The following is a 24489-nucleotide window of genomic DNA, read 5'->3' on the forward strand; positions in this document are numbered from 1 at the left end:
GTGGCGAATATCCCGGTGCAAATCACTCCGCGGCGATGCCCATCCGGCTGCGTTCCATTTCCTCGAGCGCACGGCGGTATTCGACCGGCATGACCTTGCGGAACTTTGGACGGTAGTCGGCCCAGTGATCGAGGATCTGCTTGGCGCGGGACGAGCCCGTATAATGCAGATGATTGGAGATCAGCTGGTAGAGGCGCTCCTCGTCGTGACGCGTCATGTCGCCCGAGACGTCGACACGTCCCTTGTGCATGAGATCGCCGCCGTGGTGGTGCAGCTTCTCCAGCATGTCGTCTTCTTCCGGCACCGGCTCGAGCTCGACCATCGCCATGTTGCAGCGGCTGGCGAAATCGCCGGTTTCGTCGAGCACATAGGCGACACCGCCGGACATGCCGGCCGCGAAATTGCGGCCGGTGGCGCCGAGCACGACGACGACACCGCCAGTCATATATTCGCAGCCATGGTCACCGACACCCTCGACGATGGCGATCGCACCCGAGTTGCGCACGGCGAAACGTTCGCCGGCCACGCCGCGGAAGTAGCATTCGCCCTCGGTCGCACCGTAAAGCACGGTGTTGCCGACGATGATCGAGTTTTCGGCGACGATCCTCGAATTCTCCGGCGGCCGGATAATGATCTTGCCGCCCGAAAGGCCCTTGCCGACATAGTCGTTGCCATCGCCGATCAGGTTGAAGGTGACGCCGCGCGCCAGGAAGGCGCCGAAGCTCTGGCCTGCCGTGCCGCGAAGCGTCACGTTGATCGTGTCTTCCTTCAGCCCGCGATGGCGGAAGCGCTTGGCGACCTCGCCGGACAGCATCGCGCCAGCCGAGCGGTCGACGTTCTTGATGCCGACCTCGAAGGCGACGGGCGTCTTGTCGGTCAGCGCCGGCTCAGCCTGCTCGATCAGCACGCGGTCGAGAATGTCATCGATCGGGTGCTGCTGCCGGCTCGTCCAGAAGGTCTCCTCCTTGGCGGCATCGACCTTGTGGAAGATGCGGCTGAAGTCGAGACCCTTGGCCTTCCAATGCGCCAGCATCTCGTCCTTTTCCAGAAGCTCCGAAGCGCCGATGATCTCGTCGAGCCGGGTAAATCCGAGCGAGGCGAGGATTTCGCGCACTTCGTTGGCGACGAAGAAGAAGTAGTTGATGACGTGCTCCGGCGTGCCCTTGAAGCGCTTGCGCAGCACCGGATCCTGTGTCGCCACGCCGACCGGACAGGTGTTGAGATGGCACTTGCGCATCATGATGCAGCCGGCCGCGATCAGCGGCGCGGTGGCGAAGCCGAACTCGTCGGCGCCGAGCAGCGCCCCGATGATGACGTCGCGGCCGGTCTTCAGACCGCCGTCCACCTGCAGCGCAACACGCGAACGCAGGCCGTTCAGCACCAGCGTCTGCTGGGTTTCGGCAAGGCCGATTTCCCAGGGGCTGCCGGCATGCTTGAGCGAGGTCAGCGGCGAAGCACCGGTGCCGCCGTCGAAGCCGGCGACGGTGATATGGTCGGCGCGCGCCTTGGCGACGCCGGCGGCAACCGTACCGACGCCGACTTCGGAGACGAGCTTGACCGAGACATCAGAGGTCGGGTTGACGTTCTTCAGATCGTAGATCAGCTGCGCCAGATCCTCGATCGAATAGATGTCGTGGTGCGGCGGCGGCGAGATCAGGCCGACACCCGGCGTCGAGTGACGGGTCTTGGCGACCGTCGCATCGACCTTGTGACCGGGCAGCTGGCCGCCTTCGCCGGGCTTGGCGCCCTGCGCCACCTTGATCTGCAGCACGTCGGCGTTGACCAGATATTCGGTCGTGACCCCGAAACGGCCCGAGGCGATCTGCTTGATCGCCGAACGCTCCGGATTGCTCGACCCATCGGAGAGCGGCATGTAGCGGTCGGATTCCTCGCCGCCTTCGCCGGTGTTCGACTTGCCGCCGATCCGGTTCATGGCGATCGCCAGCGTCGTATGCGCCTCCCTGGAGATCGAGCCGAAGGACATCGCTCCCGTCGAGAACCGCTTGACGATATCGGCCGCCGGCTCGACCTCGTCGATCGACACCGGCTTGCGGCCGAGCGCCTCGGCGCTCTTAATGTTGAACAGCCCGCGGATCGTGTTCATGCGCAGCGCCGAATTGTTCACCATTTCGGAGAATTCGCGGTAGCGGTCCTCGGCATTGCCGCGCACGGCATGCTGAAGAGCTGCGACCGCATCCGGCGTCCAGGCATGGCTTTCACCGCGCATGCGGTAGGCATATTCGCCGCCGATATCGAGCGTCGTCGCAAGCAGCGGATCCTTGCCGAAGGCGGCGTTGTGGCGGGCGACGGTCTCTTCGGCGATCGCTTCGAGGCCGATACCTTCGATCATCGTTGCGGTGCCGAAGAAATACTTGTCGACCAGTTCCGACGACAGGCCGATCGCATCGAAGATCTGCGCGCCGCAATAGGACTGGTAGGTCGAGATGCCCATCTTCGACATCACCTTGAGGATGCCTTTGCCGACCGCCTTGATGTAGCGGTAGACGATTTCCGAGGCATCGACTTCCTTGGGGAACTCGCCCTTGGCATGCATGTCGAGCAGCGTGTCGAAGGCAAGATAGGGGTTGATCGCTTCGGCACCGTAGCCGGCAAGCAGACAGAAATGATGCACTTCGCGCGGCTCACCGGTCTCGACGACGAGGCCGACCGAGGTGCGAAGCCCCTTGCGGATCAGGTGATGATGCACGGCAGCCGTTGCCAGCAGCGCCGGAATGGCGATTCGATCGGGCCCGATCTGGCGGTCGGAGAGCACGATGATGTTGTAGCCGCCCTTGACGGCCGCTTCCGCGCGCTCGCAGAGCCGGTCGAGCATTTCAGGCATGCCGGCAGCACCCCGCTCGATGTCATAGGTGAAATCGAGCGTCTTGGTGTCGAACCGGTCTTCCGTATGACCGATCGAGCGGATCTTTTCGAGATCGCCGTTGGTCAGGATCGGCTGGCGCACTTCGAGGCGCTTGGCGTTCGCCATGCCTTCATGGTCGAGAATGTTCGGGCGCGGGCCGATGAAGGAGACGAGGCTCATGACGAGCTCTTCGCGGATCGGGTCGATCGGCGGGTTCGTCACCTGCGCGAAGTTCTGCTTGAAATAGGTGTAGAGCAGCTTCGGCTTTTCCGACATCGCCGAGATCGGCGTGTCCGTGCCCATCGAGCCGATCGCCTCCTGCCCGGTCGTCGCCATCGGCGACATCAGGATGCGGGTATCCTCGGTCGTGTAGCCGAAGGCCTGCTGACGGTCGAGCAGAGACACGTCGCGGCGTAGCGCCCGCGGCTCCACCGGCTTCAGCTCTTCGAGGATCAGCTGGGTGCGGTCGAGCCAGCTGCGATAGGGATGCGCGGTGGCAAGCTGCGACTTCACCTCGTCGTCGGAGATGATCCGGCCTTCTTCCATGTCGATCAGCAGCATCTTGCCCGGCTGCAGGCGCCACTTCTGAATGATCTTCTCCTCCGGAACCGGCAGCACCCCGGCTTCGGACGCCATGATGACGCGGTCGTCGTCGGTGACGAGGTAACGCGCCGGCCGCAGGCCGTTGCGATCGAGCGTCGCGCCGATCTGCTTGCCGTCGGTGAAGGCAACGGCAGCCGGCCCGTCCCACGGCTCCATCAATGCCGCATGATATTCGTAGAAGGCCTTGCGTTCGGCGGCCATCGACTGGTTGCCGGCCCACGCCTCAGGGATCAGCATCATCACCGCATGCGCTAGCGAATAACCGCCGCGCACCAGGAATTCGAGCGCATTGTCGAAGCAGGCCGTGTCCGACTGTCCCTCGTAGGAAATCGGCCAGAGCTTGGAAATGTCTTCGCCGAACAGCGGCGAGGAAACCGACGCCTGGCGCGCCGCCATCCAGTTGACGTTGCCGCGCAGCGTGTTGATCTCGCCGTTATGGGCGACCATGCGATAGGGGTGCGCAAGCTTCCACGACGGGAAGGTGTTGGTCGAGAAGCGCTGGTGCACCAGTGCGACCGCGCTTTCGAAACGCGGGTCCGACAGGTCCTTGTAATAGGCGCCGACCTGATAGGCCAGGAACATGCCCTTGTAGACCACCGTCGCCGACGACAGCGACACCGGATAGAAATTGCTCTCCTCGCCGTCGAACTCGTCATAGATGCGGTTGGAGATCACCTTGCGCAGCGTGAACAGCCGGCGCTCGAATTCGTCATTGTTCTCGGCATCCTCACCGGCACCGATGAAGACCTGCACGTGATGCGGCTCGGTAGCGGCAATCGCCGGCGCCTTGGAGAGCGAGGAATTATCAACCGGCACGTCGCGAAAGCCGATCAGGACCTGGCCTTCCTCTTCAATGACGTCCTTGATCACCTTCTTGAAGTGCTCGATCTGCTTTTCATCGCGCGGCATGAAGATATGGCCGACGCCATATTCGCCGGCCGGCGGCAGGGTGATCCCCTGCCCCGCCATCTCCTCACGGAAGAAGCGGTCGGGAATCTGCACCAGAATGCCGGCGCCGTCACCCATCAGAGGATCGGCGCCGACGGCGCCGCGGTGCGTCAGGTTCTCAAGAATGAACAAGCCGTCCTTGACGATCTGGTGCGACTTCTCACCCTTCATATGCGCGACAAAGCCGACGCCGCAGGCATCATGCTCATTGCGGGGATCGTAGAGGCCCTGTTTCTTCGGCAGGCCGGAGGCGGATTTGGACATATTGGCCGTCGCACGCATCTCAGCAGCGGCAAACCGGTCAAATTCCATGGATGGCGTCTTCGTCATCGTCTTTCCTCCTGTCGAAACCCGCGGGCCGCGGGCGGCTTTTCGTCCCGCACCGCAACCCGAAGATAGGTTCGGCGCATGACAGCGCTGTTGCATTGTGAAGATCGCCGCAGACATCTGCTTCTAGGGAAAGCAAACCGTCGCGTTCCGCGCCTGCCATTCGCCTCCGCGCGCCGCCCATCCTGGGGCTTGGCACTCGGAAGAACTATAGCGTGAAAGCCCGCCTGTTCCAGGGCTTTCGGCGCCTCTTCGGCCGCAAAGGCCAAAATAGGACAGCAACACTGTCCTAATTCATCTGCTCTATGCCAGAAAGCATTTGGCTTCGCAAGGGCGTCGGGTCAAAAATCGTCATTTTGCGACGGAAGATTACCAAATCGGTCGCAATCACGAAATAAAATTACGTCAAGTCGAGCCATTTTATTTATTGATTGCGCGGTTCAATTTTCGTGATGGATTATGGGCAATGGCCTTGATCCCGTGAAGGATTGACGTAATGTCCGCTGCGACCCTCCCAACCTGTTTCACTCCCACGGTCTCCGCTATGTTCTTTGCATCCGACAATTGGGCCGGCGCCCACAGATCCATTGCCGAACGCCTGCTGGCGGAATCGGCTGGTTTTGCCCCTGCCTATGGCGCCGGCGACCTCGACAAACAAGTCGAGGCCCGCTTCTGCGAGATCTTCGAACGTGAGGTTTCCGTCTTCTTCGTCGCCACCGGCACGGCCGCCAATTCCCTGTCGCTGGCAAGCGTCCAGCGCGCTGGCGGCATCACCTTCTGCCATTCCGAGGCGCATGTGATCGAGGATGAATGCGGCGCGCCGGAATTCTTCTCCGGCTCCGCCCGCCTCGTTGCCGTCGACGGCGAAGCTGGTAAGATCGATCCGGCGAAACTTTCGGCGAAGATCGCCAACTTTCCCGAGGACGCCCTCCGTCACGGCCGTGCCAGCGCCGTCACCATCACCCAGGCGACCGAGATCGGCACCGTCTATTCCCTGCCGGAGATCGGCGAGATCGCCGCCATATCACGAAAGCGCAACCTGCCGCTCCACATGGACGGCGCCCGCTTCGCCAATGCGTTGATTGCGCTCGGCGCCACCCCGGCCGAAATGACCTGGAGGCGCGGCGTCGACATGCTCTCCTTCGGCGGCACCAAGAACGGCTGCTGGTGCGCCGAGGCGATCGTCTTCTTCGATCCGGAACGGGCGCGCGAAATGCCCTTCATCCGCAAGCGCGCCGCCCAGCTCTTTTCCAAGTCGCGTTTCATCGCCGCCCAGTTCGATGCCTATTTCGAAAACGGCCTCTGGCTCGATCTCGCCCGCCATTCCAACGGCATGGCCGATCGCTTGCGCGCCGGCATCGGCGCCAGCAATGCCGCGCGGCTCGCCTGGCCGACCGCGTCAAACGAAGTCTTTGCCGTCATCAGCAAGAGCGCGGCAAAAACCGCCGAGGAAAGGGGGGCAAAATTCTACGCATGGCCGGTACCCGCAGCAACGCCCGAACTCGTCACCGAAGGCGAAACCCTGATCCGCCTCGTCACCAGCTTTGCGACCACGCAAGCCGATGTGGATGGTTTCCTGAAGTGCCTGACCGCCTGATCGGCCGGGAGGAGCGCCCGCCTGCCGGGCAGGCTCGCGGTGCCGAGGATGGCTCATGCCGACCTCAGCCCCCTCACCTTTTGCAGAATATCGTCCGAAAGTGCGGCGACCAGCGTCTGATCGGCGCCCTTGCGCGGCACGAGCACGAATTCCACGTCCTCCAGCGCCGGCAGCCTTCCAGCAGCGATCTCTTTCAGCCCCGAGGGCGCCATGCTGCGCGGCTGCACCAGCACGCCCATCCCGGCCCGCGCCGCCGCCGTCAGCCCGCTGAGACTGCCGCAAGTGCAGACGATCCGCCACGGCACGCCGTTGCGCCCGAGCGCTTCCAGGGCGATCGCCCGTGTTACGCTCGGTGGCGGGAAAGCAATCAGCGGCAGTGGCCCGGCAGCCAGCAGCCGCTCAGGATCGCGCGCCAGCCAGACGAGCGGCTCGCGATAGACGAGCTTCCCGCGTGCGTCACCGAGCCGGCGCTTGGCAAGCACCAGATCGATGTCGCCATTGTCCTGCATCTCGTAGAGGACGCCGGAGAGCGCCACGGTCAGTTCCAGGTCGACGGACGGGTGCGACCGAACGAAATCTTCCAGCGCCGCCGGCAGCTGGCTGGTGACGAAATCCTCCGAGACGCCGAGCCGCAGGCTGCCGCGCAGACTGTTGCTCTTAAATAGCGACTGCACCTGCCCCTCGATCGAAAGCATGGCGCGCGCATGCGTCAGCAGCGCTTCGCCATCGCCGGTCAACATGACCTTGTGCGTGTCGCGCGCCAGAAGCTTGCGACCGAGCGTCGCCTCCAGCCGCTGAATATGCTGACTGACCGTCGATTGCCCGAGACCCAGCCTTTCTGCGGCGAGCGTGAAACTGCCCATCTGTTCGACAGCGACGAAACTGCGCAATTGCGAAAGGTCCAGCATGACATCCGGTTTCTTGATAACTGTTATTTCTTGCATCCTGGATCATAATGGAGGACAGAACAATATCTAATCTTGTTTTGCCGCGAGACCGCCATGCGCCGCTTTCTGCCCGATAGCTTCACCAGCCTGCTTGTCTGCACCGTCATCCTTGCCTCGCTGTTTCCGGCAAGCGGCACCTTCGCGGCTTATTTCGGCATCGCCACCGATCTCGCCATCGCCGCCCTGTTCTTCCTGCATGGCGCCCGCCTCTCGCGTGATGTCGTTATCTCGGGGCTCCTGCATTGGCGCTTGCATCTCGTCATCCTGCTGACGACCTTCGGCATTTTCCCGCTGCTTGGTGTGGCGCTCGGCTTCATTCCGGACACGATCCTGCCGCAGCCGCTCTATCTCGGCATCCTCTTCCTCTGCGTGCTGCCGTCGACGGTGCAGTCATCCATCGCCTTCACCTCGATGGCCGGCGGCAACGTGCCTGCCGCCATCTGCTCGGCCTCCGCCTCGAATATTTTCGGCATGTTTCTGACCCCGCTGCTCGTCGGCCTGCTCTTTTCCGTCGGCGGCCATGGCGGCTTCTCCCTCGACGCGCTTCAGCAGATCCTGCTGCAACTGCTTGCCCCCTTCATCGTCGGCCAGATCCTGCAGCCCTGGATCGGCGACTGGATTCGCGCCAGGAGGAAGATTCTGATGCCCGTCGACCGCGGCTCGATCCTGATGGTCGTCTATCTCGCCTTCTCGACGGCAGTCGTCGAAGGACTCTGGCATACCTTCTCGATCGCCGATATCGCCGTCGTCATCGTCGCCGACATCGTCCTTCTGGGGATAGTGCTGGTGCTGACGATGTTCGGCAGCCGCCGGCTCGGCTTCGGCAAGGCCGACGAGATCACCATCACCTTCTGCGGCTCCAAGAAAAGTCTCGCAAGCGGCGTGCCGATGGCAAACGTCATTTTTGCCGGCCAGTCGATCGGCGCGATCGTGCTTCCGCTGATGCTCTTCCACCAGATCCAGCTGATGGTCTGCGCCGTCATCGCCCAGAAATACGCCGCCGCCGCGGCCCGCCGTGCAACCGAACAGCAGATCAAGGATGCCGCCAGCCCCGCCTGAACCGCAATAAAGCGAGCGCAATAAAAAACGGCGCCCCAAGCGGAGCGCCGTCCATTTATCCGCACGGGATAACGATCAGCTGTTGACGACCTGCGCCTCGATGGCCTTCGGAGCCTCGACCGGCTCTGCGGCAATCGCGATCTTGCGGGGCTTCATGGCCTCAGGAATATTGCGCAGGAGGTCGATGTGCAGCAGGCCGTTCTTCAGCGAAGCGGCGGTCACCTCGACATGGTCGGCGAGCTGGAAGCGGCGCTCGAAGGCGCGCTTGGCAATGCCGCGATAGAGGAATTCGCCGCCTTCGGCGGTTTCCTCGTTCTTTTCACCCTTCACGGACAGCACATGGGCATGCGCTTCGATCGAAAGTTCGGTCTCGTCGAAACCGGCGACCGCCATGGTGATGCGATAGGTGTTTTCACCGGTGCGCTCGATATTATAGGGCGGATAGGTCTGCGCCTGCTCCGGCTGAGCAAGGCTGTCGAGCATGGTGAACAGCCGGTCGAAACCGACCGTCGAGCGATAAAGGGGAGAGAAGTCTACGTGACGCATGATGTCCTCCTGTGGAAGCGACGTGTTGCGATAAAATGTCCCTGAAACCCCATGTTTGGCGGCCCCGGGGACGGTTGCGCGGGCCCTTCTTGGCACCCGCATCAAGGAGATGGTGATGGGATTTGCGGAGTTCAAGACCTTTTCGGAATCGCCTTGAACGGCCCGTGAACCCCGCATGAACGGCCGGTTCGGAACGCATTCAGACGCAAGCGCCTAGAGATAGCAGCGTCGGGTAAATCTGGTCCCGGCGGCTGAAGTGCATCGTCCCTTCTTCTTCAGCCTCAACCTAGGCCGGCTGCGGGCACCCTCATGCTCCTGCCGGCCCTTTTCTCCCGCCGCTTTGCGGGCACCGCCGCTTTCCAAGCCGGGAGCCATGCGCTATCCCTGATAGCGAAGCAGGCAGCAGCGGCGCATTGGCAAAGTCATGGATCAGGTTCTCTATTCGACGCCCGACAATCCCGCCCCGGAAAACCGCACGGAAGGGTATTTTGAAACCCATGACGGCCACCGGCTGCGTTACGCCGTCTTTCGCTCCGGCGCCCAGGTCGCCAGGGGCACGGTGGTCATTCTCCATGGCCGCAACGAATATATCGAAAAGTACTTCGAGACCATCCGCGACCTGACGGCGAAAGGCCTCTGGGTCGCGACCTTCGATCTGCGCGGCCAGGGCGGTTCTCAGCGGCTGATGAAACGCCGCAATCACGGCCACATCCGCCGCTTTGTCGATTACGAGCACGATCTCGACACCTTCCTCGAAAAGGTGGTGCTGCCGGATACGCGCCTGCCTTTCTATCTGCTCGCCCATTCCACCGGTGGGCTGATCGCGCTGTCGGCCGCCCCTTATCTGACCACCCGCATCGACCGCATGGTGCTGTCCGCTCCCTTCATTGGCCTGACCGGCCAGACGGCCTCGCCCCGTGTCATCCGTGCCCTTGCAGGCACGCTGACCGCTCTCGGCCTTGGTTTCCTGCCGTTGACCTCGAAATTGAAGGAGCCGGACTTCAGCCACAACCCGCTGACCTCGGACGAACAGCGCTTCGACCGCAACGTCGCGATGATGGCGGCTCATCCGGAGCTGACGCTCGGTCCGCCGACAGCCCGTTGGCTCACCGAGGCGTTCCGGACCATAGATCGGGTCACCTCACCCAACCATCTCTTTTCGATCACCATCCCGACCATCGTCATCGCCCCGACGCGCGACGGCGTCGTTCCCTATACGGCGCAGGAGCGGCTCTCGCGCTATTTCCGCGCCGGTCAGCTGGTGCCGATCAACGGCGCCCGCCACGAAATCTTCCAGGAACGGGATATCTACCGCGCCGCCGCGCTCGCCGCCTTCCACGCCTTCATTCCAGGCAGCGATGCCGAGGAAAACCAGGATGTCGCAGCCCTCGGCACGTGAGCCCGGATCAGGAACTGACCGGGGGATCAGCGGAGCTGACCCGGGGATCAGCGCTGCAGCACGGCGATCGCCTGCTCGTAGACCGCCCGGCTGCTGGCGGCGATGATCGAGCCGCCATTTTCCGGCCGGCCGCCGTCCCAGGTGGTGATGATGCCGCCCGCCCCCTCGATGACGGGAATGATGCCGCCGACATCATAGGGCTTCAGCCCGTTTTCGATGACGAGATCGATATGGCCGGCAGCAAGCAGCGCATAGGCATAGCAGTCGCAGCCGTAGCGGAAGAGCCGCACCTGGCTCTCGATCTCCCGATATTTCTCCATCTCCTCGCCGCCGAAGAGATGCGGCGAGGTGGTGAACAGAATGGCGCTGGAGAGCTGGTCGCACTGGCGCGTCACCAACCGCCGTTCGCCCTCCGGCCCGGTATAGATCGAACCGTTTTCGTCGGCGAAATAACGCTCGCCGGTAAAGGGTTGTTCGATCATGCCCATGATCGCCCGACCCTCCTTCTGCAGGCCGATCAGCGTGCCCCACACCGGCACGCCCGATATGAAGGCGCGGGTTCCGTCGATTGGATCGATCACCCAGACATAGTCACGGTCGAGCCCGACATTGCCGTGCTCCTCGCCGAGAATGCCGTGATCGGGGAAATTCTCCTCGATCAGCGCCCGGATAGCGAGCTCGGCAGCCCGGTCGCCTTCCGTCACCGGATCGAACCCCGAGGAAAGCTTGTTGGTGACATCGAGGCCGGAGCGGAAGCGTGGCAGTGTCTCGGCGCGGGCGGCCTCCGCCAGACGATTGAAGAACGAACGGTCAGGAAGCATGGTGACACCATTTGGCTGGCGGGAACGGGGTTTCATAGCGAAACGTGACGGGAATGCAAACGCCGCGGGCAATTTCGGACGAATTGCCCAAAGATATCGCAGCGCAATATATTGCTTGACATTTGTGCAATGCAATAGTAGCGTCGTCCGTACAGTCTTCTGACTGTAAATACCCTCCTTGGGTGTTTCCTCCCTAGACTTAGCCGCGCTGACCAGCGCGGTTCTTTTTTGGCCATTGCGAAAGACGACGGCCACACGAATATCGCCAAATTGAAAAGAAGATTATTCGGCGGCCAGCGCCCGGTCGCCGGCGAACTTTTCGACGTAATCGGCCATCTGCTGCATGAAGGCCGTCACGGCCTCGGCCACCGCGGCGAAATCTTCGCGCTTCTCCAGCGTCACCTCGTCGACATAGATCGCCCGGTTCACCTCGATCTGCAATGCATGCAGGCCGCGCGAGGGGCGGCCGTAATGTTCGGTGATGAAGCCGCCGGCATAGGGCTTGTTGCGGATCGCCGCGAAGCCCATTTCCTCGAGGATGGCGATGGCGGCGCGCGAAAGTTCGGCCGAAGCGCTGGTGCCGTAGCGATCGCCGATGATAAAATCGGGCCGTCCGGTGCAGCCGGCGACGCGCACATTGCCGGGCATCGAATGGCAATCGATCAGCACGCCGAAGCCGAACTGCACATGGGTACGGGCGATCAGCCGGCGCAGCGCCGCATGGTAAGGCTTGTAGACCGCCTCGACCCGATCCAGCCCCTCCTGCACCGGCAGGCGCCGCGCATAGATCTCCATGTTCTCGGCGACGATGCGCGGAATGGTGCCGAGCCCGCCGGCGACCCTCAGCGAGTTGACATTGGCATAGGGCGGCAGCAGCCCGTCGAACATCCTGGGATCGAGCTCGTAGGGCTCGCGGTTGACGTCGAGATAGGCGCGCGGAAAGTTGGCGGCGAGAAGCGGAGCGCCGAGGGTGACGGCCGAACCGAAGAGCTCATCGACATAGTGATCCTCGGAACGCCGGATGGCGATGCCTTCGAGCCTCGACTGGGCGATGAATTCCGGTGGATAAATGCGGCCGCTATGGGGGGAGTTGTAGACGAAGGGAATGGTCTGCGACACGGGCTCATGGACTTCAAAAAGCTCGTATTCGCGGATTTCCGGCACTTTCTGCCCTCTTTACCATGTCATGAACTGACTGCTTCGGCCATGTTGCCAGTTGCCCGCCCTCAAGTCCATACTATGTAGAAGGGATGGCAATCACGCACAGGCAATTCACCGGTTGTTTACCGGGCAAAGACTAGTGTAAACGGCTGGCACCCACCCAAAACCTATTGATCAGCGGTCTGGATTGATGACTCAGAAGATACTTCTCGCCGAAGACGACAACGACATGCGCCGCTTCTTGGTGAAAGCGCTGGAAAAGGCCGGTTACAAGGTCCTTTCCTATGATAATGGCGCCAGCGCCTATGACCGGCTGCGCGAGGAGCCGTTTTCCCTGCTGCTGACCGATATCGTCATGCCCGAGATGGACGGCATCGAACTGGCGCGCCGCGCCACCGAACTCGATCCCGACCTGAAGGTCATGTTCATCACCGGTTTTGCCGCCGTGGCGCTGAACCCTGATTCGAAGGCGCCGAAGGATGCCAAGGTCCTTTCCAAGCCCTTCCACCTGCGCGACCTCGTCGACGAGGTCAACAAAATGCTTGCCGCATAAGGCTTGTCTGGCGGTGCGTCACAAAACTGAAAAAAGCCTATTGACGGCTCCAAAGGTTTTGTGATCTATGCGCCGCCATCGGATGGGCGTGTAGCTCAGCGGGAGAGCACTACGTTGACATCGTAGGGGTCACAGGTTCAATCCCTGTCACGCCCACCATCCAGATTGCTTGACCTAGAAGGCCTTTCGAGAAATCGAGAGGCCTTTTTACATCACGGCTTGCGGGTGTGATCCACCTGCCCCATTAGGAGTTTCAGACTTGGCCCAGGTCATCAAACGACGCAAAACTCTTGTGGTTTCCAACGACAAGATTTCCCTGGCAAAAGGTGTCAGCCTTCCTGAGGGACGCTACCCCGTCACTGCCGAGTACGTCGTCTCCCATATGCGCGGCAGACCGGTCGAGCAGGCCGGCCGGATCATGCTTCACCTGACGCGTCAGAACCTCCTGGACTACGGTGTCGATCTGACCGGCAGCGCGATGTTGGGCAGTGATATCGATGTGAGCGGCAATGTCGCCCGCAAGGAAGCCACCCTGGAGTGAATTCTTGGGGTACAGGTGTCGTCACCGCGTCAAGGCCGCAATTCAGGCCGAGAACACCGCCCCAATCACGTCGCTGAACAATGCGAGTACCTGACCTTCCAGCGCACGGCCGGTTCGCCGGCGCAGACAGAGGGTGGGAGATTTTTCGCACCGGCGGCCGCCGCACACACGGCAAATTGGTAAGAGGGCAGATAACGAAAGCGTCGCGATCGAGCAGTCGGTTGCCACATTCGCTCATAAACCAGCGGGCGACGTCGGCAGTGTAGATCTTTGCGATGGTCGTCTCAATCTTCCGGCCCGACTTGAATAGCGCCGTGTCAAGCGCCTGACGGCGCATGCTGATGTGCATCAGTTTGCGCCGCGCTGGCCGGCCGGCATCGGACACGAATACGGAAAGCTCGCCAACCCGATACCGCCGGACTCGAACCCTGAGCCGAGGCGGCCGCAAAGCCTCGAACCGGGCATCGATGGCAGCAAGCCGTGACTTGACCTCCGCCTCGGGTAAGGTCTCGCACGGCAGAACATCGGCTGCCGGCGCAAGCTGGCTGGCAAATTGCGCCTGCGCAATCTCTTCGGGGTGGCGGGCATGAGTGAGATACTTAACCGGCAAGTCGCCCAGCCAGTCTCTCCGCTGGGCTATCGCCAGCGCTTTGGCACGCCGTTCGCCATATTGATTGACGGAGAAGCGTCTTTGCTTCTGACCTGCGTCGGTCAGAAGCGTCGCCTGCCAGGCAATACCCGAGCGGTCTTCTACCCGGCGCACCCCGGAAATTCCGCTCTGATTGTTCCTGCGCAGCCGTACTGCCTGTTCGTGATTGGTCTTTGGCGGTAAGGCGGAGATCACCTCATCCCGATAAGCCTCCGCCTGGACCAGGCTCGCTTCAGTGAGCCGTAGACGCTGTCCTTGAACAGGCGCGCGATCCGCTGCCCTTGCCGGCTTAGATTTACCCACCAGCCGGCGCCGCGGCGTTCGTTGGCCTCTTCACGCGAAATTCCATAGATGCCGCCGCGGTCTCCGGTTACCTCTCTGCTACTTGTCCTGAATTTTGCTTCGGCCGTCCGCGGCGGCATTTGTGCAGGTCCTCCAGACGCCCGTGCGCCAGTCCGTCACGCAGCAGCCGCCGGAGAAAAACGCACATCTTCCTGCGCGTTGAGACTTATCCCTGGAGTCGGCTCAAGGGATCCGGACAAGATATCGCCCTCCGGCGTGAACAGGAAAGCGTTGTCGTCCCTAATATCCCGACCGACATCGACAACCACCGGCATCCCCAGAATGTTCGAGAGGCGAGACAATTTGCTGGTCACGTCCTCCTTTTGGTACAGGTAGATGTTCAGCTTCGTGGCAAACGTTTTACGTTCGAGCAGCCAGCATTCCGCCACGGAATACTTGTCGATGAAGTCGACGAACGACCTGGCCGCATCTCCTCCGTCGAACACGGCCGGGCTCGGCACGCCGAACGCGTCGCAAAACGCAGCCTCCAATTCTGCCAAGCCGGGCTTGCCGTCGACATAGACATCCGCCACGGGGCCGTCGTAAACCAGACTTACTTTTTGCATTTGCGCCAAAGCTCCATGACGGTGTCGATTGCGTCCTGATCCAAGATGCCCTTTTTCTTCATGGCCTGGGCGAATTTCTGAGCGTTTTCCGGCGAGTTTCCGTTCAACTGCTGGATAAGCTGGTGCTGGGGACGCGAGAGATCAACAATACCCGGCCCGCTTACGGGATGCAGCGACCCGTTGTGCATGCCGTAGCCGCGGCCGTTGACGCTCCAGGTCTCGCCCGTCTTCTGCACCTTGCCGGCAATGATGTCGTCCAGATCGCGGTTGATGGCATCCTTGTAATCGGGGTCGATCATAGAATTGCGTTCCTTGGTCGGATCTCCACCTTTCGTCCTGCACGGATCATGCCGGCGAACCGGCTTCTTCAGGGAAGAGCAATTGCCGCTGCAATTGTTTCTCTGCCGCGCGGCGTTCCCTTGCTGGTCAGCTCTTTGTTGCGCCTGCCGGGGCTGCGCCGGCGGTTTCGGCGGAGCCGGTCGCGGCGCGGGCGGGCGCGGTACAGGCGGACGGCGCACACCACCCTTCAAAAGCTGGAGAATGAGTCTGAGAAGACCGCCCATCAGCCGATCCTGCTCCAGATATTCTCCCAATCATCACCGGCGGCCCGCTCGAGGTCCAGCAATAGGTCGTCAATCGCGTCGTCCGGATGCTTTGAAGGAAGCCGGAAATAGTCACGCGCCTCGACACTGTCCTGAATGCCGCCATTCGTGATCGACATCAGATAGGCCCATTTCATATGCGCTCGCTCCGAAGCCAACCCTAGCCGCGTTCCCGATGCCTCATAGGACAGGACCCGGTCCATCAACTCGGCATCGGTCAGTTCCGCCGTCGCCGGATCGACATCGCGTAGATAGGCCGTCACCTTGCGGCGGGATGCCTGCATGCGGGCATCCTCGATCATTGCGATCATGTCCCGATCCAGACGCAGCTGGCCGCGGCCTTCAAACGCCCTGCCGGCTGGCCTGCGCGCACGCTTGACGCCTCCGCCCCAGATCGGAGCGGGGGCGAAGAAAATCTGGTCGGCCGGACCGAACAGCCTCAAGGCACGCTCCTCGTCCAGGACCGGAAAGACCTGCATCATCACGTTGGGATCGGCGTGGCGAAAGATCACCATCTCGCCCGCATCGGCGCGTTGGTTGGCGGTCTCGGCAGTATTTTCCTCTGCGGCAGCCTCAATTTCCGCCCTGCCGCCGTCGAACACGTCAGAAGCCGGACCGCGCGGAATAACAACGCGATTTATGCTACGCAAATGGCGGAAAAGAGCTTCCGCCGTCATGGTCTCGTCGCCGACCCAGAACACGATGGCAGAACGCCGATCCGCAATTCTCAGCAGCGCTTCAATCCGGCTAGCCTGGTCAGGGGTAGGTGGCGCACCGGAAACGGTCAGCATTCCGCCGCCGGACGGATCGCCGGCTTTGAGGTTGGTCATCATCCTGTCGGAGAGTCTAGCCGCCCGCGCCTGCAGCGCCTCGTCTGAGAGATCGTTATCGCGATCATCAGGAGGAACCGCGTCCTCGCTCAGCTTGAACAGCGCCGGTCGCGAAGGGTCGACGAGCCAGGGCCCACCGACCACAATCGCGTAGTCCCCGCCAGCATGGCGATAGAGCGGGCGATGTAGAACGTCCGCCTCCCTCAGCATGGAAGGAAGGTTGTCGAACCGCGCACCATCCAAAACGGCGAAGAGGCGCCGGCCCGGTTCCGTGGCGATGTCGCACAAACGCGCCAGCAGCGCTTGGCTCGCATTCGACAGGTCCTGGCCGTCCACCTCCGGCTGTGGGTCGATCATGATCATCCTCTGACGGTGGGCATGGACTGCGCCGCCATGCTGGTCTGGCAGGACGTGCCGCCGCTTGCACTGGCGCCGGCGGGGCCGAGGGCCTTGTCGCCGATGAATACATTGGAAGAACCGGTCTGTACCTGGCCACCGCAATCGATGGCATCACCGATGCGCCCCGCCGGCTTGCCATTGATGAAGACGGATGCGGAACCAGCCGCCAGCTTTCGGGGGTGAGCCGGCTGCGGGCAGGCGGGGCAGCCGTGCGGCACGTAAGCATCGCCAACCCGCATCAAGGGACGGTCGTTGACATACACGTCCGGGCTGCCGCCGGTTGCCGGCGTCGGCGGGAAATGGCACGAATGGGCCGATCCAATATCTGCTCTACGATGGGCTGGTGGCATGGATCGAGTTCCCTTGGGCTGAGGCGAATACGCGCCGTGCGATGACAAACATGATTACTGCTATGACCGCTTGTAGGAAGGTCGCCAGCACGTCGAGCAGTTGGCTTAAAACGATGCGGGCGACTACAAAACCGTTTGGTTTGAAATTCGTCATTCCCAATTTCTTGACGAGGTGGGTTCGACATGATCACCGAAGACGCGCCTGAATTTGCTCGTTGGTCATCTGCAGCATTCACATTCGCGGTTCAGTTGAAATCTCAAAAGCCTAGCGAGTGAATTGGACTTGCAAAAACGTCCCGCAGAGCCGAAAGCAGGATGAATATAAAAAGTGCAACGATGAAGAGACCCCACGCCATTAGATCATAACGCACAGTTTTTCTTAGGATAGCAAAGTACGAACGTAGAATTCTCTTCATCTCCGCTTACCGCTTACCGTTCATGGTGTCAGACTGCGCACTTCACTGCGGTAGCCCCCAAGGGATTTGCCAGCCAGGAATAAGGGGCTCCGGATTTTGTATTTCGTTCGGCCAGATCGTTGGAAGAGGAAGCTCGTTGGGGATCAACTCATTGATGTTAGGTAGCCTCCAACTGTTGTCTTCGCTCTTGGCCTCCTGCCCTCCTATTTCGGCGATCAAGCGTTTTGCCTCTGCGACATAATCCATCGCAAACTTGTCGGCCAACCAGTTTAGAAACTGGAGTTCGGGATCCGCAAGCCGGATGGCATCTGGATGATCTCTGAGAATATTGCGAAGGGCCGCCACCTGTTGCGCACCAAGCTCGCTTGTCATCGTCACGCCTTCTGCACTTCCGGTTACGAAAGCGTGAATGTAAGACGCCACCTGATTATCATGTCTCTGCTGCTTCAGGATGTTGTGTGCAACACGCACCGCGGCGCCGACCTGTGCGAGGAGGAAGATAACGGCTGCAGTTGCCGGGCTCGCCAGTTTTCCGCCTAAAGTGTAGACGGGACCAGAAACGAAAATGCCGCCAGCCAACCGGCTACCAAACCCAACCAAGAACTTACCTCGCAGCTCCGTCTGTTGCCACAGCAAATAAAGCTGCATCTCAATGCGAATTTGCTCTCTCGTCTGACCGTTCCATGCCACGCCGAGAACTTGGTCGATCTTTCCGGCGTGAACTCTTGCCCCGGAACCATAGGTATCGAATTGTCCCTCAAGGGCCATGATCCATAAAATTGCGATCATCACGTCGGTCGGGTGACTTGCAAATCCTTTGACGGCGGCTCCCAGGTACTCGCCAACTTGATCCAAGATTGGCGCGGGCAATCCTCGAGCAGCCTCGATGATAAAATCGTCACCATCGTAGGTCGTGGTGATCCGCGATCCGTTTTCTCGAACAATCATAATGCCCGACATCGTGGATCTCCTAGTTCAGGTCTATTCTCTTGGCTTGGACGGTATACTCTGCCCCTGCCTTCGACCGGATTGTTTCACTTGCCTCAATCTCAAGATAGGTTCCTTTGATGCGAATACCGCCATCTTCCGAGACCATAATGTAGCCGTCTCCCGCCTGCAGCTTAACAAAAGAGGCAGACACGATATTCACGCCTTTGTGGGCGGACAACGAGGCCGCCGCGTGAGCGCTGATTTCGACACCCTGGGCAGTCATTAAGGTAATGGGGCCACCAGACTGGAGTATTGTCGCTCCTATACTGTTCATCACCAAGGACGTGCCCGTGCTCATGAAGACGTTTCCCTTCGCCGTCACGCGAAAGTCTCCTGTCGTTCCGGGAGCTAGGCCGGAGAGAAGATGGAAACTTGGCATGAACCTCTGTAAGAAATCGTCTGAGAACGCCAATCCGCTAATCATGCCAGCGGACAAACCGCCCATGCCGACCGTTATATTGTAGTCCTTGGCGACGCGGAGCGATTTCGTATAGCCGACGACTTCGGTGCTCTCGCCGTGAATAACTTCTCCGACATTTCCGCCGATGTTCCTTGCTACATTATGCTTTACGCGGATGCTCATGTCCTTCTGAGCATGCATATAGATTTCTTCTCGTCCAGCCTCGTCCTCGAAGCGTAGTTCGTTATGTCCATGTCCTTTGTGGGTATTTGTCCTAAATACACTCCGCGTCTTGTTCGCCGGCAGGTCGTAGGGCACCGCATTGGCCGGATTCGGTACGACGCCTGTTACCAGCGGCCGGTCGGGGTCGCCGTCGACGAAGGCGACCATCACCTCCATGCCGATGCGCGGGATGATCTGCCCGCCCCAGGTCGAACCTGCCCAGCTCTGCGCCACGCGCACCCAGCAAGTGTCGGAGCCGTCCTTCTTCGCCTTGCGATCCCAGGGGAACCACAGCTTGATGCGGCCGTACTGGTCGGGATGGATTTCCTCGCCGGAAGGGCCGGCGACGATCGCCACCTGGGTGCCTTCGATGCGCGGCCGCTTCGTCTCGCGGTGCGGCGTCATCGGCACGCGTGACGGCACGGCCTCGAAGGTATTGGTGTATTCCGGCTCGTTGCTGTTGGTCTCGTAGGAGCGGTCGACGACGGTATGGGTCGTCTTCACCACCACATGCTCCTCGTAGACGTGGTCGGGATGAGCGACCTCGTAGGGGGTGAAGCGGCGTCCCGCCTCCAGGATGCGGGATGTCGAGCCGCCGAAGACCCGGTCGTGATCGGCTTCGGAAGCCTGCATCCTCAGTTTTTCCGCCCGCTCCGCCTCGGCGACGGAGGAAATGCGCGCCGGATATTCGTAAAGCTCGCGTTTGGTCGCTTCCGGCATCTGCACCAGCGACGGCGTCATCGTGCCCGGCACCATGCGCGGCGTTTCGAAGTTCCAGTCGGCACCGGCACGCTGGCCCGGCACATAGGAGTAACGCCGGCTCCACTCGGTGATGTGGTTGCGGTCGGCCGAGCCCTGCGCCAGGCGAACCCGGACCTCGCCCTGTGCCGAGGGCGACGGGCCGAGCCAGGATTGGGCGCTGTCGGCCACATGCAGCTTGTGTTTGCCGTCCTCGTGGGAGAACCAGTAGAACAGGCCGTCCTCTTCGAAACGGCGGGTGAGATAGGCGAGATCGGTTTCGTTCCACTGCACCGAATAATGCTGCGGCGGCGGTGGCGTGATCACGCCGGAGGTGTCGGGTGCCGGGATGCCGTGTTCGGAAAACAGCGTCTCGACGATATCGACCGAGGTCTTGTCCATCCAGATGCGGCAGTCGGAGCGGCGCGACAGCAGCCACATCTGCGGCCGCAGCACCATGGAATAGGACCTGAGGCCGCGGGTGATCGGCGGCCCCTCGTTGAGTTCGGTCACCAGACCGTTGAACGGCCGGCGCACGGCGCCCTCGCCATCGCCCTGTTGCACTTCCACGGAGACATCCATCAGCCGGCCGATCAGTTCCTCCGGCTTGACCGACGGCTTCTTGGTGCGGGCCGAAAGCTTGATCTCAAACAGCGAGGAGATACCTTCCTCGATCGTCACCCGCTCCGGCAGAAGCTGGTCCTCGCCGAGCGGCGAGACGATCTTCAGGATTCGGTTCGCCTGGATGAAATCGGCGGCGAGGGACTGCAAATCGTCCATGAGGACCCCAATACTCTTCAAATCCGACAAAGGCTCCACCGAAAAACGGAGCAGAAAATGCACGCCATGTTTGTGCGATCAACATAGTTGCAAGCGTAAAGACGTCAAGCTTGAATGGCCTCGGTCGACTCAGACAGGTCCGTGTCCGGATAAGATGTCAGAAGCGCGTCGAGGACGGCCAGCGCACGATCCTTCAGCCCAGCAGCTCGCGTGCCGCGCAGGCGTCGCGTAAAACCTTCCATTTGTTGGCGGTCTGGCCCTTGCGAAGGTCTGCGATGTCGAGCTGACCGGCAGCGCGATGGTGGGCAGTGATATCGATGTGAGCGGTAATGTCGCCCGCAAGAAGCCACCCTGGAGTGAGTTCTTGGGGCATAGGTGATAGCCCCGCGTCAAGGAGGCGATTCAGGCCGAGAACACCGCCCCAATCACGTCGCTGAACAATGCGAGTACCTGACCTTCCAGCGCACGGCCGGTTCGCCGGCGCAGACAGAGGGTGGGAGATCTCTCGCACCGGCAGCCGCCGCCCTTGTTTCCGCCGCCCTCGCCTTGCCGGCCTTTGCCGCGCCTGCCTCCGCGCCTGAGACACTTCCCGGCACCGCCAGCGTCATTACGCTTTCCGGCAAGCGCGCCAAACTGGTCGTCGCCACTCCTCTCTCCCCGGCAGCTTATTAGCCATCCCCGGATTCGCACAGACCGCGGTTATGGCGCGCGCGCATATGAGGACATGCTTACGCGAGCACGAATTGCATATTGTTTTCGTGGCTCAGCCCACCGTTGTTCACGGCGAGATTTGCGACAGGCACGTGACAGATTCGTGACAAAACACGTGTTATTTCAGCAACATAGCAGCGCCAGCCTGCTGTCATGATCGATATCGTTATTGCGGCGCAATATCGCCTATGTAACTACCGCGGCGAGGCAGGCACCTGGTCAAAAAGGCGCCGCTTCGCTCACACGGGGTGAAGATCCGTAGGGACTGCCGATGGCAACGGTCTTCATCCTCTCGCATCTGAACTGGAGGTTATTCCATGAACATCAAGAGCCTTCTTCTCGGCTCCGCTGCTGCTCTCGCAGTAGTATCCGGCGCTCAGGCGGCTGACGCTATCGTTGCTGCCGAGCCGGAACCGGTTGAATATGTCCGCGTCTGCGACGCTTACGGCACCGGCTATTTCTACATCCCGGGCACCGAAACCTGCCTCAAGATCAACGGTTATGTCCGTTTCCAGGTTGACGTTGCTCCGAACGCCAGCTCGATCGGCGCCAGCGGCGGCGGTTCCGTTGCCAACGACTCGGACTGGGATGCTCGTACGCGCGGCCAGGTTCAGTTCACGGCTAAGAGCGACACCGAATATGGTCCGCTGACCGGCGTTATCGTCATGCAGTTCAATGCTGACAACGCTTCGGCCCAGCAAGCCAAGCTCGACTCCGCTTACATCGACATCGCCGGCTTCCGCGCCGGTCTGTTCTACAGCTGGTGGGACGACGGCCTCTCGGGCGAAACCGACGATATCGGCTCGCCGGTCACGCTGCATAACTCCATCCGTTATCAGTACGAAACCGACGCCTTCTACGCTGGCATCAGCGTCGACGAACTGGAAGACAGCCCGTTCTACAACGGCGAAACCGCCAACAACGTCGGCGTAGCCGTTGGTCTCGGCGGCAAGGCTGGTGCGTTCAGCTACCAGATCACGGCCGGTTACGACACCGACAACGAAGAAGGCGCCGTCCGCGCTATGGGTACGGTTGCCGTCGGTCCGGGCACGCTCGGCCTCGCAGTCGTCTACGCATCCAACCCGAACGCCTACTACAACAAGGCTGAATGGGCTATCGCTGCCGAATACGCCATCAAGACAACTGACAAGCTGAAGATCACCCCGGCTGTTCAGTACTACGACAACTACGGCGTCACTGCCGGCGAGTTCAACGACGACGTCAGCGCCTGGAAGGCCGGCGTAACGATCGACTACCAGATCGTTGACAACCTCTCCACGAAGATCTCGGTCCAGTACCTCGATCCGGACAATGCCGACGACGTCACCTCGGGCTTCTTCCGCCTGCAGCGCGCGTTCTAATAAAAAGGCTGCCGGCTAGTCTAGACCGGCAGCCGCAAATTCCTGATCCGACTGACCTCCGATCGGGAAAGAATGGGTCTGGACTTCCCTGCCTGGACCCATTCCCCCTGATCAGACAGTGCAATCAAGACGGCAGGCGCTCAACGAGTGCCTTGCCACCGTCAGATCATGCCGGCTTGTTGTCGATAGCTGACAGCTACGCCATTGCCGAGCCTTCCGGCCAGCAAGCCCAACGGGCTTTTCACGTATTTGCCGTCGATCGCTGATCCCCCGCAGCCGGTGAGAATCTTATGCCGCGGGAATGGCGGAACCAAATTCGAACACAGAACCATGCCATGGCGAATCGAGGATGAGGCAGTGATTCGCCTCGCCAGCACATGGGGTTTGAAATCGAAATGAACTTATCCGCGCTTGCAGCCGCCGCATTTTTGTCCGCCGCCTTTGCCTTGCCGGCCACCGCCGCGCCGGCCTCTCCCGCAGAAACTTTTCCCGGCGCGGCCGGCGTCATTACCCTGTCCGGCAAATGCGCCAAGCTCGTCGTCGCCAAATTCGACGCCACCAAGGGCTGCAAGAACGAGCTTGCCAGCGTTACGCTGGCCAACGGCTCGGTGACGTTCATCTTCACGTCGGATGGCAAGGCGCTCGGCTTCCAGGGCGACGGCGCCGGGATCAAGCCCGCCTCCAATGGCAATGCCCGCCTGCCCCTCAGCCTCGTCACCACAGGCGTCGGCAACAAGATGACCGGTCAGGTCAAGGTCGCCGGCTTCTGCACCTTCGGCAATCCCTACGCCGGCAAGCCGATCGCGATCGAATGCACGGCCGAAAGCAAGGATTCCTCCTTCGCCGGCAGCTTCCGCACTGGCGGCAAGCTGGTGAAAAAGGGCAAGTAGCGAAGATCAGGCGCACCAGGCGCCGCCCGCGCCCGGCTTGCGCGCCAGCCCCTCGTTGATCAGCTGCGCTCCGAAAGAACGGCCATCGCGCGAAACGACGCGCGGGGCGCCGGAAGACTCGGTCTTGCCTGCCGCATTCATGGTGAAGGGTCCGGCGTTCAGCAGCCCCAGCAGCCGCGACTTGGCGGCAAAGGCGATCCTGCGCTCGTCATCGCAGCGCGCCCGGTCGACGATCGGACTTGCCATATCGGCGATGACGATCTTCTCGCCCTTGTACCAGAAGACGCCGCCGTCGCCGACGCAGTTGATATGGGCGCCCTGGCCGCAATAACCGAAGGCGGCCGTTCCCGTTTGTGCAGCCCCGGGAGAAACCGCGGTCGGAACCGCCTTGACCGGCTGGATGGCCGGTGTCGGGATGGCGGCCGGCGGCAACGATTGCGGCGTGACCGGTGCCGTTTTCGGCGTCGGCGCGGCAAGCGCCACCTGCTTCGGCGGAACATCCCTCCTGGCAACAGGCCTCGGCTCCGCCGTTTCCCGCGTGGCCGGCGCCGATTGGCGGGCAAGCAGCGGCTGAATGCTCTTCCAATGATCGTGAGCAAGAATGCCGCCGATCGCGGCAATGCCGATCACCGCCCAGGGCAGCAATCCGCCGCCGCCGCTGCGCGCCCTGCTCTTTCCTCTCGCCGGCGCCTTGCGGCGGCCGCGTGTCGCTGTCTTGGCCATCTGTCCGATTCCCGTGAGGCCGCAATTATCGCCGGCCAATCCTTTCCGAAAGGTTGGCGCGGCGACAGGATGATGCTTGTGCCGCTGATCTTTTCCTGACACGGCATCGGCGCTCCGAGCACATTTCGGCTGCAACTCCGCGCGGGGCGCCGCTC

22 protein-coding genes, 1 tRNA gene and 1 pseudogene are annotated in these 24489 nt (G+C 61.4%); 10 read left to right on the plus strand and 14 right to left on the minus strand.

Going from position 1 to position 24489, the window contains the following annotated elements; translation table 11 throughout:
- Nucleotides 1–22 precede the first annotated feature (22 nt).
- Nucleotides 23–4744 (minus strand): glutamate synthase large subunit, encoded by a 4722-nt coding sequence (gltB, locus tag CO655_RS06545; RefSeq protein WP_097664155.1) that lies wholly within the window; start codon nucleotides 4742–4744, stop codon nucleotides 23–25.
- A gap of 541 nt (nucleotides 4745–5285) precedes the next feature.
- Between gltB and CO655_RS06550 the strand changes: the two genes are divergently transcribed.
- Nucleotides 5286–6338 carry a low specificity L-threonine aldolase gene (locus tag CO655_RS06550; protein WP_097664156.1) on the plus strand — a complete coding sequence of 351 codons (1053 nt, stop codon included), beginning with the start codon at nucleotides 5286–5288 and terminating at the stop codon, nucleotides 6336–6338.
- Nucleotides 6339–6391: 53 nt separating this feature from the next.
- Here the strand turns inward: CO655_RS06550 and CO655_RS06555 are convergent, their stop codons facing one another.
- The gene (locus CO655_RS06555; RefSeq protein WP_097603949.1) at nucleotides 6392–7246 is read right to left on the minus strand and encodes a LysR family transcriptional regulator; all 855 of its coding nucleotides are present in this window, start codon (nucleotides 7244–7246) and stop codon (nucleotides 6392–6394) included.
- A 93-nt stretch (nucleotides 7247–7339) separates the two neighbouring features.
- Here CO655_RS06555 and CO655_RS06560 point away from each other — a divergent pair, with 93 nt between their 5' ends.
- Complete coding sequence (locus CO655_RS06560; protein WP_097604078.1) at nucleotides 7340–8344, plus strand: bile acid:sodium symporter family protein; 1005 nt, start codon at nucleotides 7340–7342, stop codon at nucleotides 8342–8344.
- 75 nt (nucleotides 8345–8419) lie between these two features.
- Here the strand turns inward: CO655_RS06560 and CO655_RS06565 are convergent, their stop codons facing one another.
- Nucleotides 8420–8890 (minus strand): Hsp20 family protein, encoded by a 471-nt coding sequence (locus CO655_RS06565; RefSeq protein WP_064683240.1) that lies wholly within the window; start codon nucleotides 8888–8890, stop codon nucleotides 8420–8422.
- 424 nt (nucleotides 8891–9314) lie between these two features.
- Here CO655_RS06565 and CO655_RS06570 point away from each other — a divergent pair, with 424 nt between their 5' ends.
- Complete coding sequence (locus CO655_RS06570) at nucleotides 9315–10289, plus strand: alpha/beta hydrolase (protein ID WP_097603948.1); 975 nt, start codon at nucleotides 9315–9317, stop codon at nucleotides 10287–10289.
- Between the two features lie 47 nt (nucleotides 10290–10336).
- Here the strand turns inward: CO655_RS06570 and hisN are convergent, their stop codons facing one another.
- Nucleotides 10337–11110, minus strand: coding sequence for a histidinol-phosphatase (gene hisN / locus CO655_RS06575; protein ID WP_097664157.1), 774 nt, complete (start codon nucleotides 11108–11110; stop codon nucleotides 10337–10339).
- Nucleotides 11111–11392: 282 nt separating this feature from the next.
- Complete coding sequence (locus tag CO655_RS06580) at nucleotides 11393–12274, minus strand: N-formylglutamate amidohydrolase (RefSeq protein WP_010033008.1); 882 nt, start codon at nucleotides 12272–12274, stop codon at nucleotides 11393–11395.
- Nucleotides 12275–12461: 187 nt separating this feature from the next.
- Between CO655_RS06580 and cpdR1 the strand changes: the two genes are divergently transcribed.
- The 4 genes from cpdR1 to CO655_RS33760 all read left to right on the plus strand — a co-directional run bounded on the left by cpdR1 (nucleotide 12462) and on the right by CO655_RS33760 (nucleotide 14197).
- Nucleotides 12462–12824: a response regulator CpdR1 gene (cpdR1, locus tag CO655_RS06585; protein ID WP_003542883.1), complete on the plus strand. Its 363-nt coding sequence runs from the start codon at nucleotides 12462–12464 to the stop codon at nucleotides 12822–12824.
- A gap of 84 nt (nucleotides 12825–12908) precedes the next feature.
- Nucleotides 12909–12983, plus strand: a tRNA-Val gene (locus tag CO655_RS06590).
- A gap of 100 nt (nucleotides 12984–13083) precedes the next feature.
- Complete coding sequence (locus tag CO655_RS06595; RefSeq protein ID WP_245293745.1) at nucleotides 13084–13365, plus strand: hypothetical protein; 282 nt, start codon at nucleotides 13084–13086, stop codon at nucleotides 13363–13365.
- A 586-nt stretch (nucleotides 13366–13951) separates the two neighbouring features.
- Nucleotides 13952–14197 carry a hypothetical protein gene (locus CO655_RS33760; protein WP_176539220.1) on the plus strand — a complete coding sequence of 82 codons (246 nt, stop codon included), beginning with the start codon at nucleotides 13952–13954 and terminating at the stop codon, nucleotides 14195–14197.
- 275 nt (nucleotides 14198–14472) lie between these two features.
- Here the strand turns inward: CO655_RS33760 and CO655_RS06605 are convergent, their stop codons facing one another.
- From CO655_RS06605 to CO655_RS34755, 8 genes are all read right to left on the minus strand, one after another.
- Entirely contained in the window at nucleotides 14473–14922 is a 450-nt protein-coding gene (locus tag CO655_RS06605; protein ID WP_097664159.1) for a hypothetical protein, read from the minus strand.
- Nucleotides 14910–15485, minus strand: a complete 576-nt coding sequence (locus CO655_RS33320) for a hypothetical protein (RefSeq protein WP_141514291.1) — start codon at nucleotides 15483–15485, stop codon at nucleotides 14910–14912. The genes CO655_RS06605 and CO655_RS33320 overlap by 13 nt, the downstream gene beginning before the upstream one ends.
- Nucleotides 15485–16717, minus strand: coding sequence for a hypothetical protein (locus CO655_RS06615; protein WP_097664161.1), 1233 nt, complete (start codon nucleotides 16715–16717; stop codon nucleotides 15485–15487). The genes CO655_RS33320 and CO655_RS06615 overlap by 1 nt, the downstream gene beginning before the upstream one ends.
- Complete coding sequence (locus tag CO655_RS06620; protein WP_097664162.1) at nucleotides 16714–17103, minus strand: PAAR domain-containing protein; 390 nt, start codon at nucleotides 17101–17103, stop codon at nucleotides 16714–16716. Before CO655_RS06620 ends, CO655_RS06615 begins: the two co-directional genes overlap by 4 nt.
- On the minus strand, nucleotides 17084–17257 hold the full coding sequence (locus CO655_RS33765; RefSeq protein ID WP_176539222.1) for a hypothetical protein: 174 nt from the start codon (nucleotides 17255–17257) through the stop codon (nucleotides 17084–17086). Before CO655_RS33765 ends, CO655_RS06620 begins: the two co-directional genes overlap by 20 nt.
- A 304-nt stretch (nucleotides 17258–17561) precedes the next feature.
- Complete coding sequence (locus CO655_RS06625) at nucleotides 17562–18479, minus strand: hypothetical protein (protein WP_097664163.1); 918 nt, start codon at nucleotides 18477–18479, stop codon at nucleotides 17562–17564.
- A 10-nt stretch (nucleotides 18480–18489) separates the two neighbouring features.
- Nucleotides 18490–20649, minus strand: coding sequence for a type VI secretion system tip protein TssI/VgrG (gene tssI / locus CO655_RS06630; RefSeq protein WP_097664164.1), 2160 nt, complete (start codon nucleotides 20647–20649; stop codon nucleotides 18490–18492).
- 193 nt (nucleotides 20650–20842) lie between these two features.
- A complete protein-coding gene (locus CO655_RS34755; protein ID WP_097664165.1) occupies nucleotides 20843–21022 on the minus strand; it encodes a hypothetical protein in 180 nt (59 codons plus the stop codon).
- 77 nt (nucleotides 21023–21099) lie between these two features.
- Here CO655_RS34755 and CO655_RS34260 point away from each other — a divergent pair.
- From CO655_RS34260 to CO655_RS06650, 3 genes and pseudogenes are all read left to right on the plus strand, one after another.
- Nucleotides 21100–21294: pseudogene (locus tag CO655_RS34260) on the plus strand (hypothetical protein); the annotation flags it as partial.
- 383 nt (nucleotides 21295–21677) lie between these two features.
- Complete coding sequence (locus tag CO655_RS06645; protein WP_097664166.1) at nucleotides 21678–22721, plus strand: porin; 1044 nt, start codon at nucleotides 21678–21680, stop codon at nucleotides 22719–22721.
- Nucleotides 22722–23116: 395 nt separating this feature from the next.
- Nucleotides 23117–23611 carry a hypothetical protein gene (locus tag CO655_RS06650; RefSeq protein ID WP_097664246.1) on the plus strand — a complete coding sequence of 165 codons (495 nt, stop codon included), beginning with the start codon at nucleotides 23117–23119 and terminating at the stop codon, nucleotides 23609–23611.
- Nucleotides 23612–23617: 6 nt separating this feature from the next.
- Here the strand turns inward: CO655_RS06650 and CO655_RS06655 are convergent, their stop codons facing one another.
- Nucleotides 23618–24334, minus strand: coding sequence for a hypothetical protein (locus tag CO655_RS06655; protein ID WP_097604077.1), 717 nt, complete (start codon nucleotides 24332–24334; stop codon nucleotides 23618–23620).
- Nucleotides 24335–24489 lie beyond the last annotated feature (155 nt).

Source organism: Rhizobium sp. M1, assembly GCF_002531805.1.
Lineage (GTDB): Bacteria > Pseudomonadota > Alphaproteobacteria > Rhizobiales > Rhizobiaceae > Rhizobium > Rhizobium etli_C.

Coding starts and splice junctions, on each gene's coding strand:
- gltB (WP_097664155.1), bottom strand. CDS start 4,744: ATGACGAAGACGCCATCCATGGAATTTGACCGGTTTGCCGCTGCTGAG.
- CO655_RS06550 (WP_097664156.1), top strand. CDS start 5,286: ATGTTCTTTGCATCCGACAATTGGGCCGGCGCCCACAGATCCATTGCC.
- CO655_RS06555 (WP_097603949.1), bottom strand. CDS start 7,246: ATGCTGGACCTTTCGCAATTGCGCAGTTTCGTCGCTGTCGAACAGATG.
- CO655_RS06560 (WP_097604078.1), top strand. CDS start 7,340: ATGCGCCGCTTTCTGCCCGATAGCTTCACCAGCCTGCTTGTCTGCACC.
- CO655_RS06565 (WP_064683240.1), bottom strand. CDS start 8,890: ATGCGTCACGTAGACTTCTCTCCCCTTTATCGCTCGACGGTCGGTTTC.
- CO655_RS06570 (WP_097603948.1), top strand. CDS start 9,315: ATGGATCAGGTTCTCTATTCGACGCCCGACAATCCCGCCCCGGAAAAC.
- hisN (WP_097664157.1), bottom strand. CDS start 11,110: ATGCTTCCTGACCGTTCGTTCTTCAATCGTCTGGCGGAGGCCGCCCGC.
- cpdR1 (WP_003542883.1), top strand. CDS start 12,462: ATGACTCAGAAGATACTTCTCGCCGAAGACGACAACGACATGCGCCGC.
- CO655_RS33760 (WP_176539220.1), top strand. CDS start 13,952: ATGAGTGAGATACTTAACCGGCAAGTCGCCCAGCCAGTCTCTCCGCTG.
- CO655_RS06605 (WP_097664159.1), bottom strand. CDS start 14,922: ATGCAAAAAGTAAGTCTGGTTTACGACGGCCCCGTGGCGGATGTCTAT.
- CO655_RS33320 (WP_141514291.1), bottom strand. CDS start 15,485: ATGGGCGGTCTTCTCAGACTCATTCTCCAGCTTTTGAAGGGTGGTGTG.
- CO655_RS06615 (WP_097664161.1), bottom strand. CDS start 16,717: ATGATCATGATCGACCCACAGCCGGAGGTGGACGGCCAGGACCTGTCG.
- CO655_RS06620 (WP_097664162.1), bottom strand. CDS start 17,103: ATGCCACCAGCCCATCGTAGAGCAGATATTGGATCGGCCCATTCGTGC.
- CO655_RS33765 (WP_176539222.1), bottom strand. CDS start 17,257: ATGACGAATTTCAAACCAAACGGTTTTGTAGTCGCCCGCATCGTTTTA.
- CO655_RS06625 (WP_097664163.1), bottom strand. CDS start 18,479: ATGTCGGGCATTATGATTGTTCGAGAAAACGGATCGCGGATCACCACG.
- tssI (WP_097664164.1), bottom strand. CDS start 20,649: ATGGACGATTTGCAGTCCCTCGCCGCCGATTTCATCCAGGCGAACCGA.
- CO655_RS34755 (WP_097664165.1), bottom strand. CDS start 21,022: ATGCCCCAAGAACTCACTCCAGGGTGGCTTCTTGCGGGCGACATTACC.
- CO655_RS06645 (WP_097664166.1), top strand. CDS start 21,678: ATGAACATCAAGAGCCTTCTTCTCGGCTCCGCTGCTGCTCTCGCAGTA.
- CO655_RS06650 (WP_097664246.1), top strand. CDS start 23,117: ATGAACTTATCCGCGCTTGCAGCCGCCGCATTTTTGTCCGCCGCCTTT.
- CO655_RS06655 (WP_097604077.1), bottom strand. CDS start 24,334: ATGGCCAAGACAGCGACACGCGGCCGCCGCAAGGCGCCGGCGAGAGGA.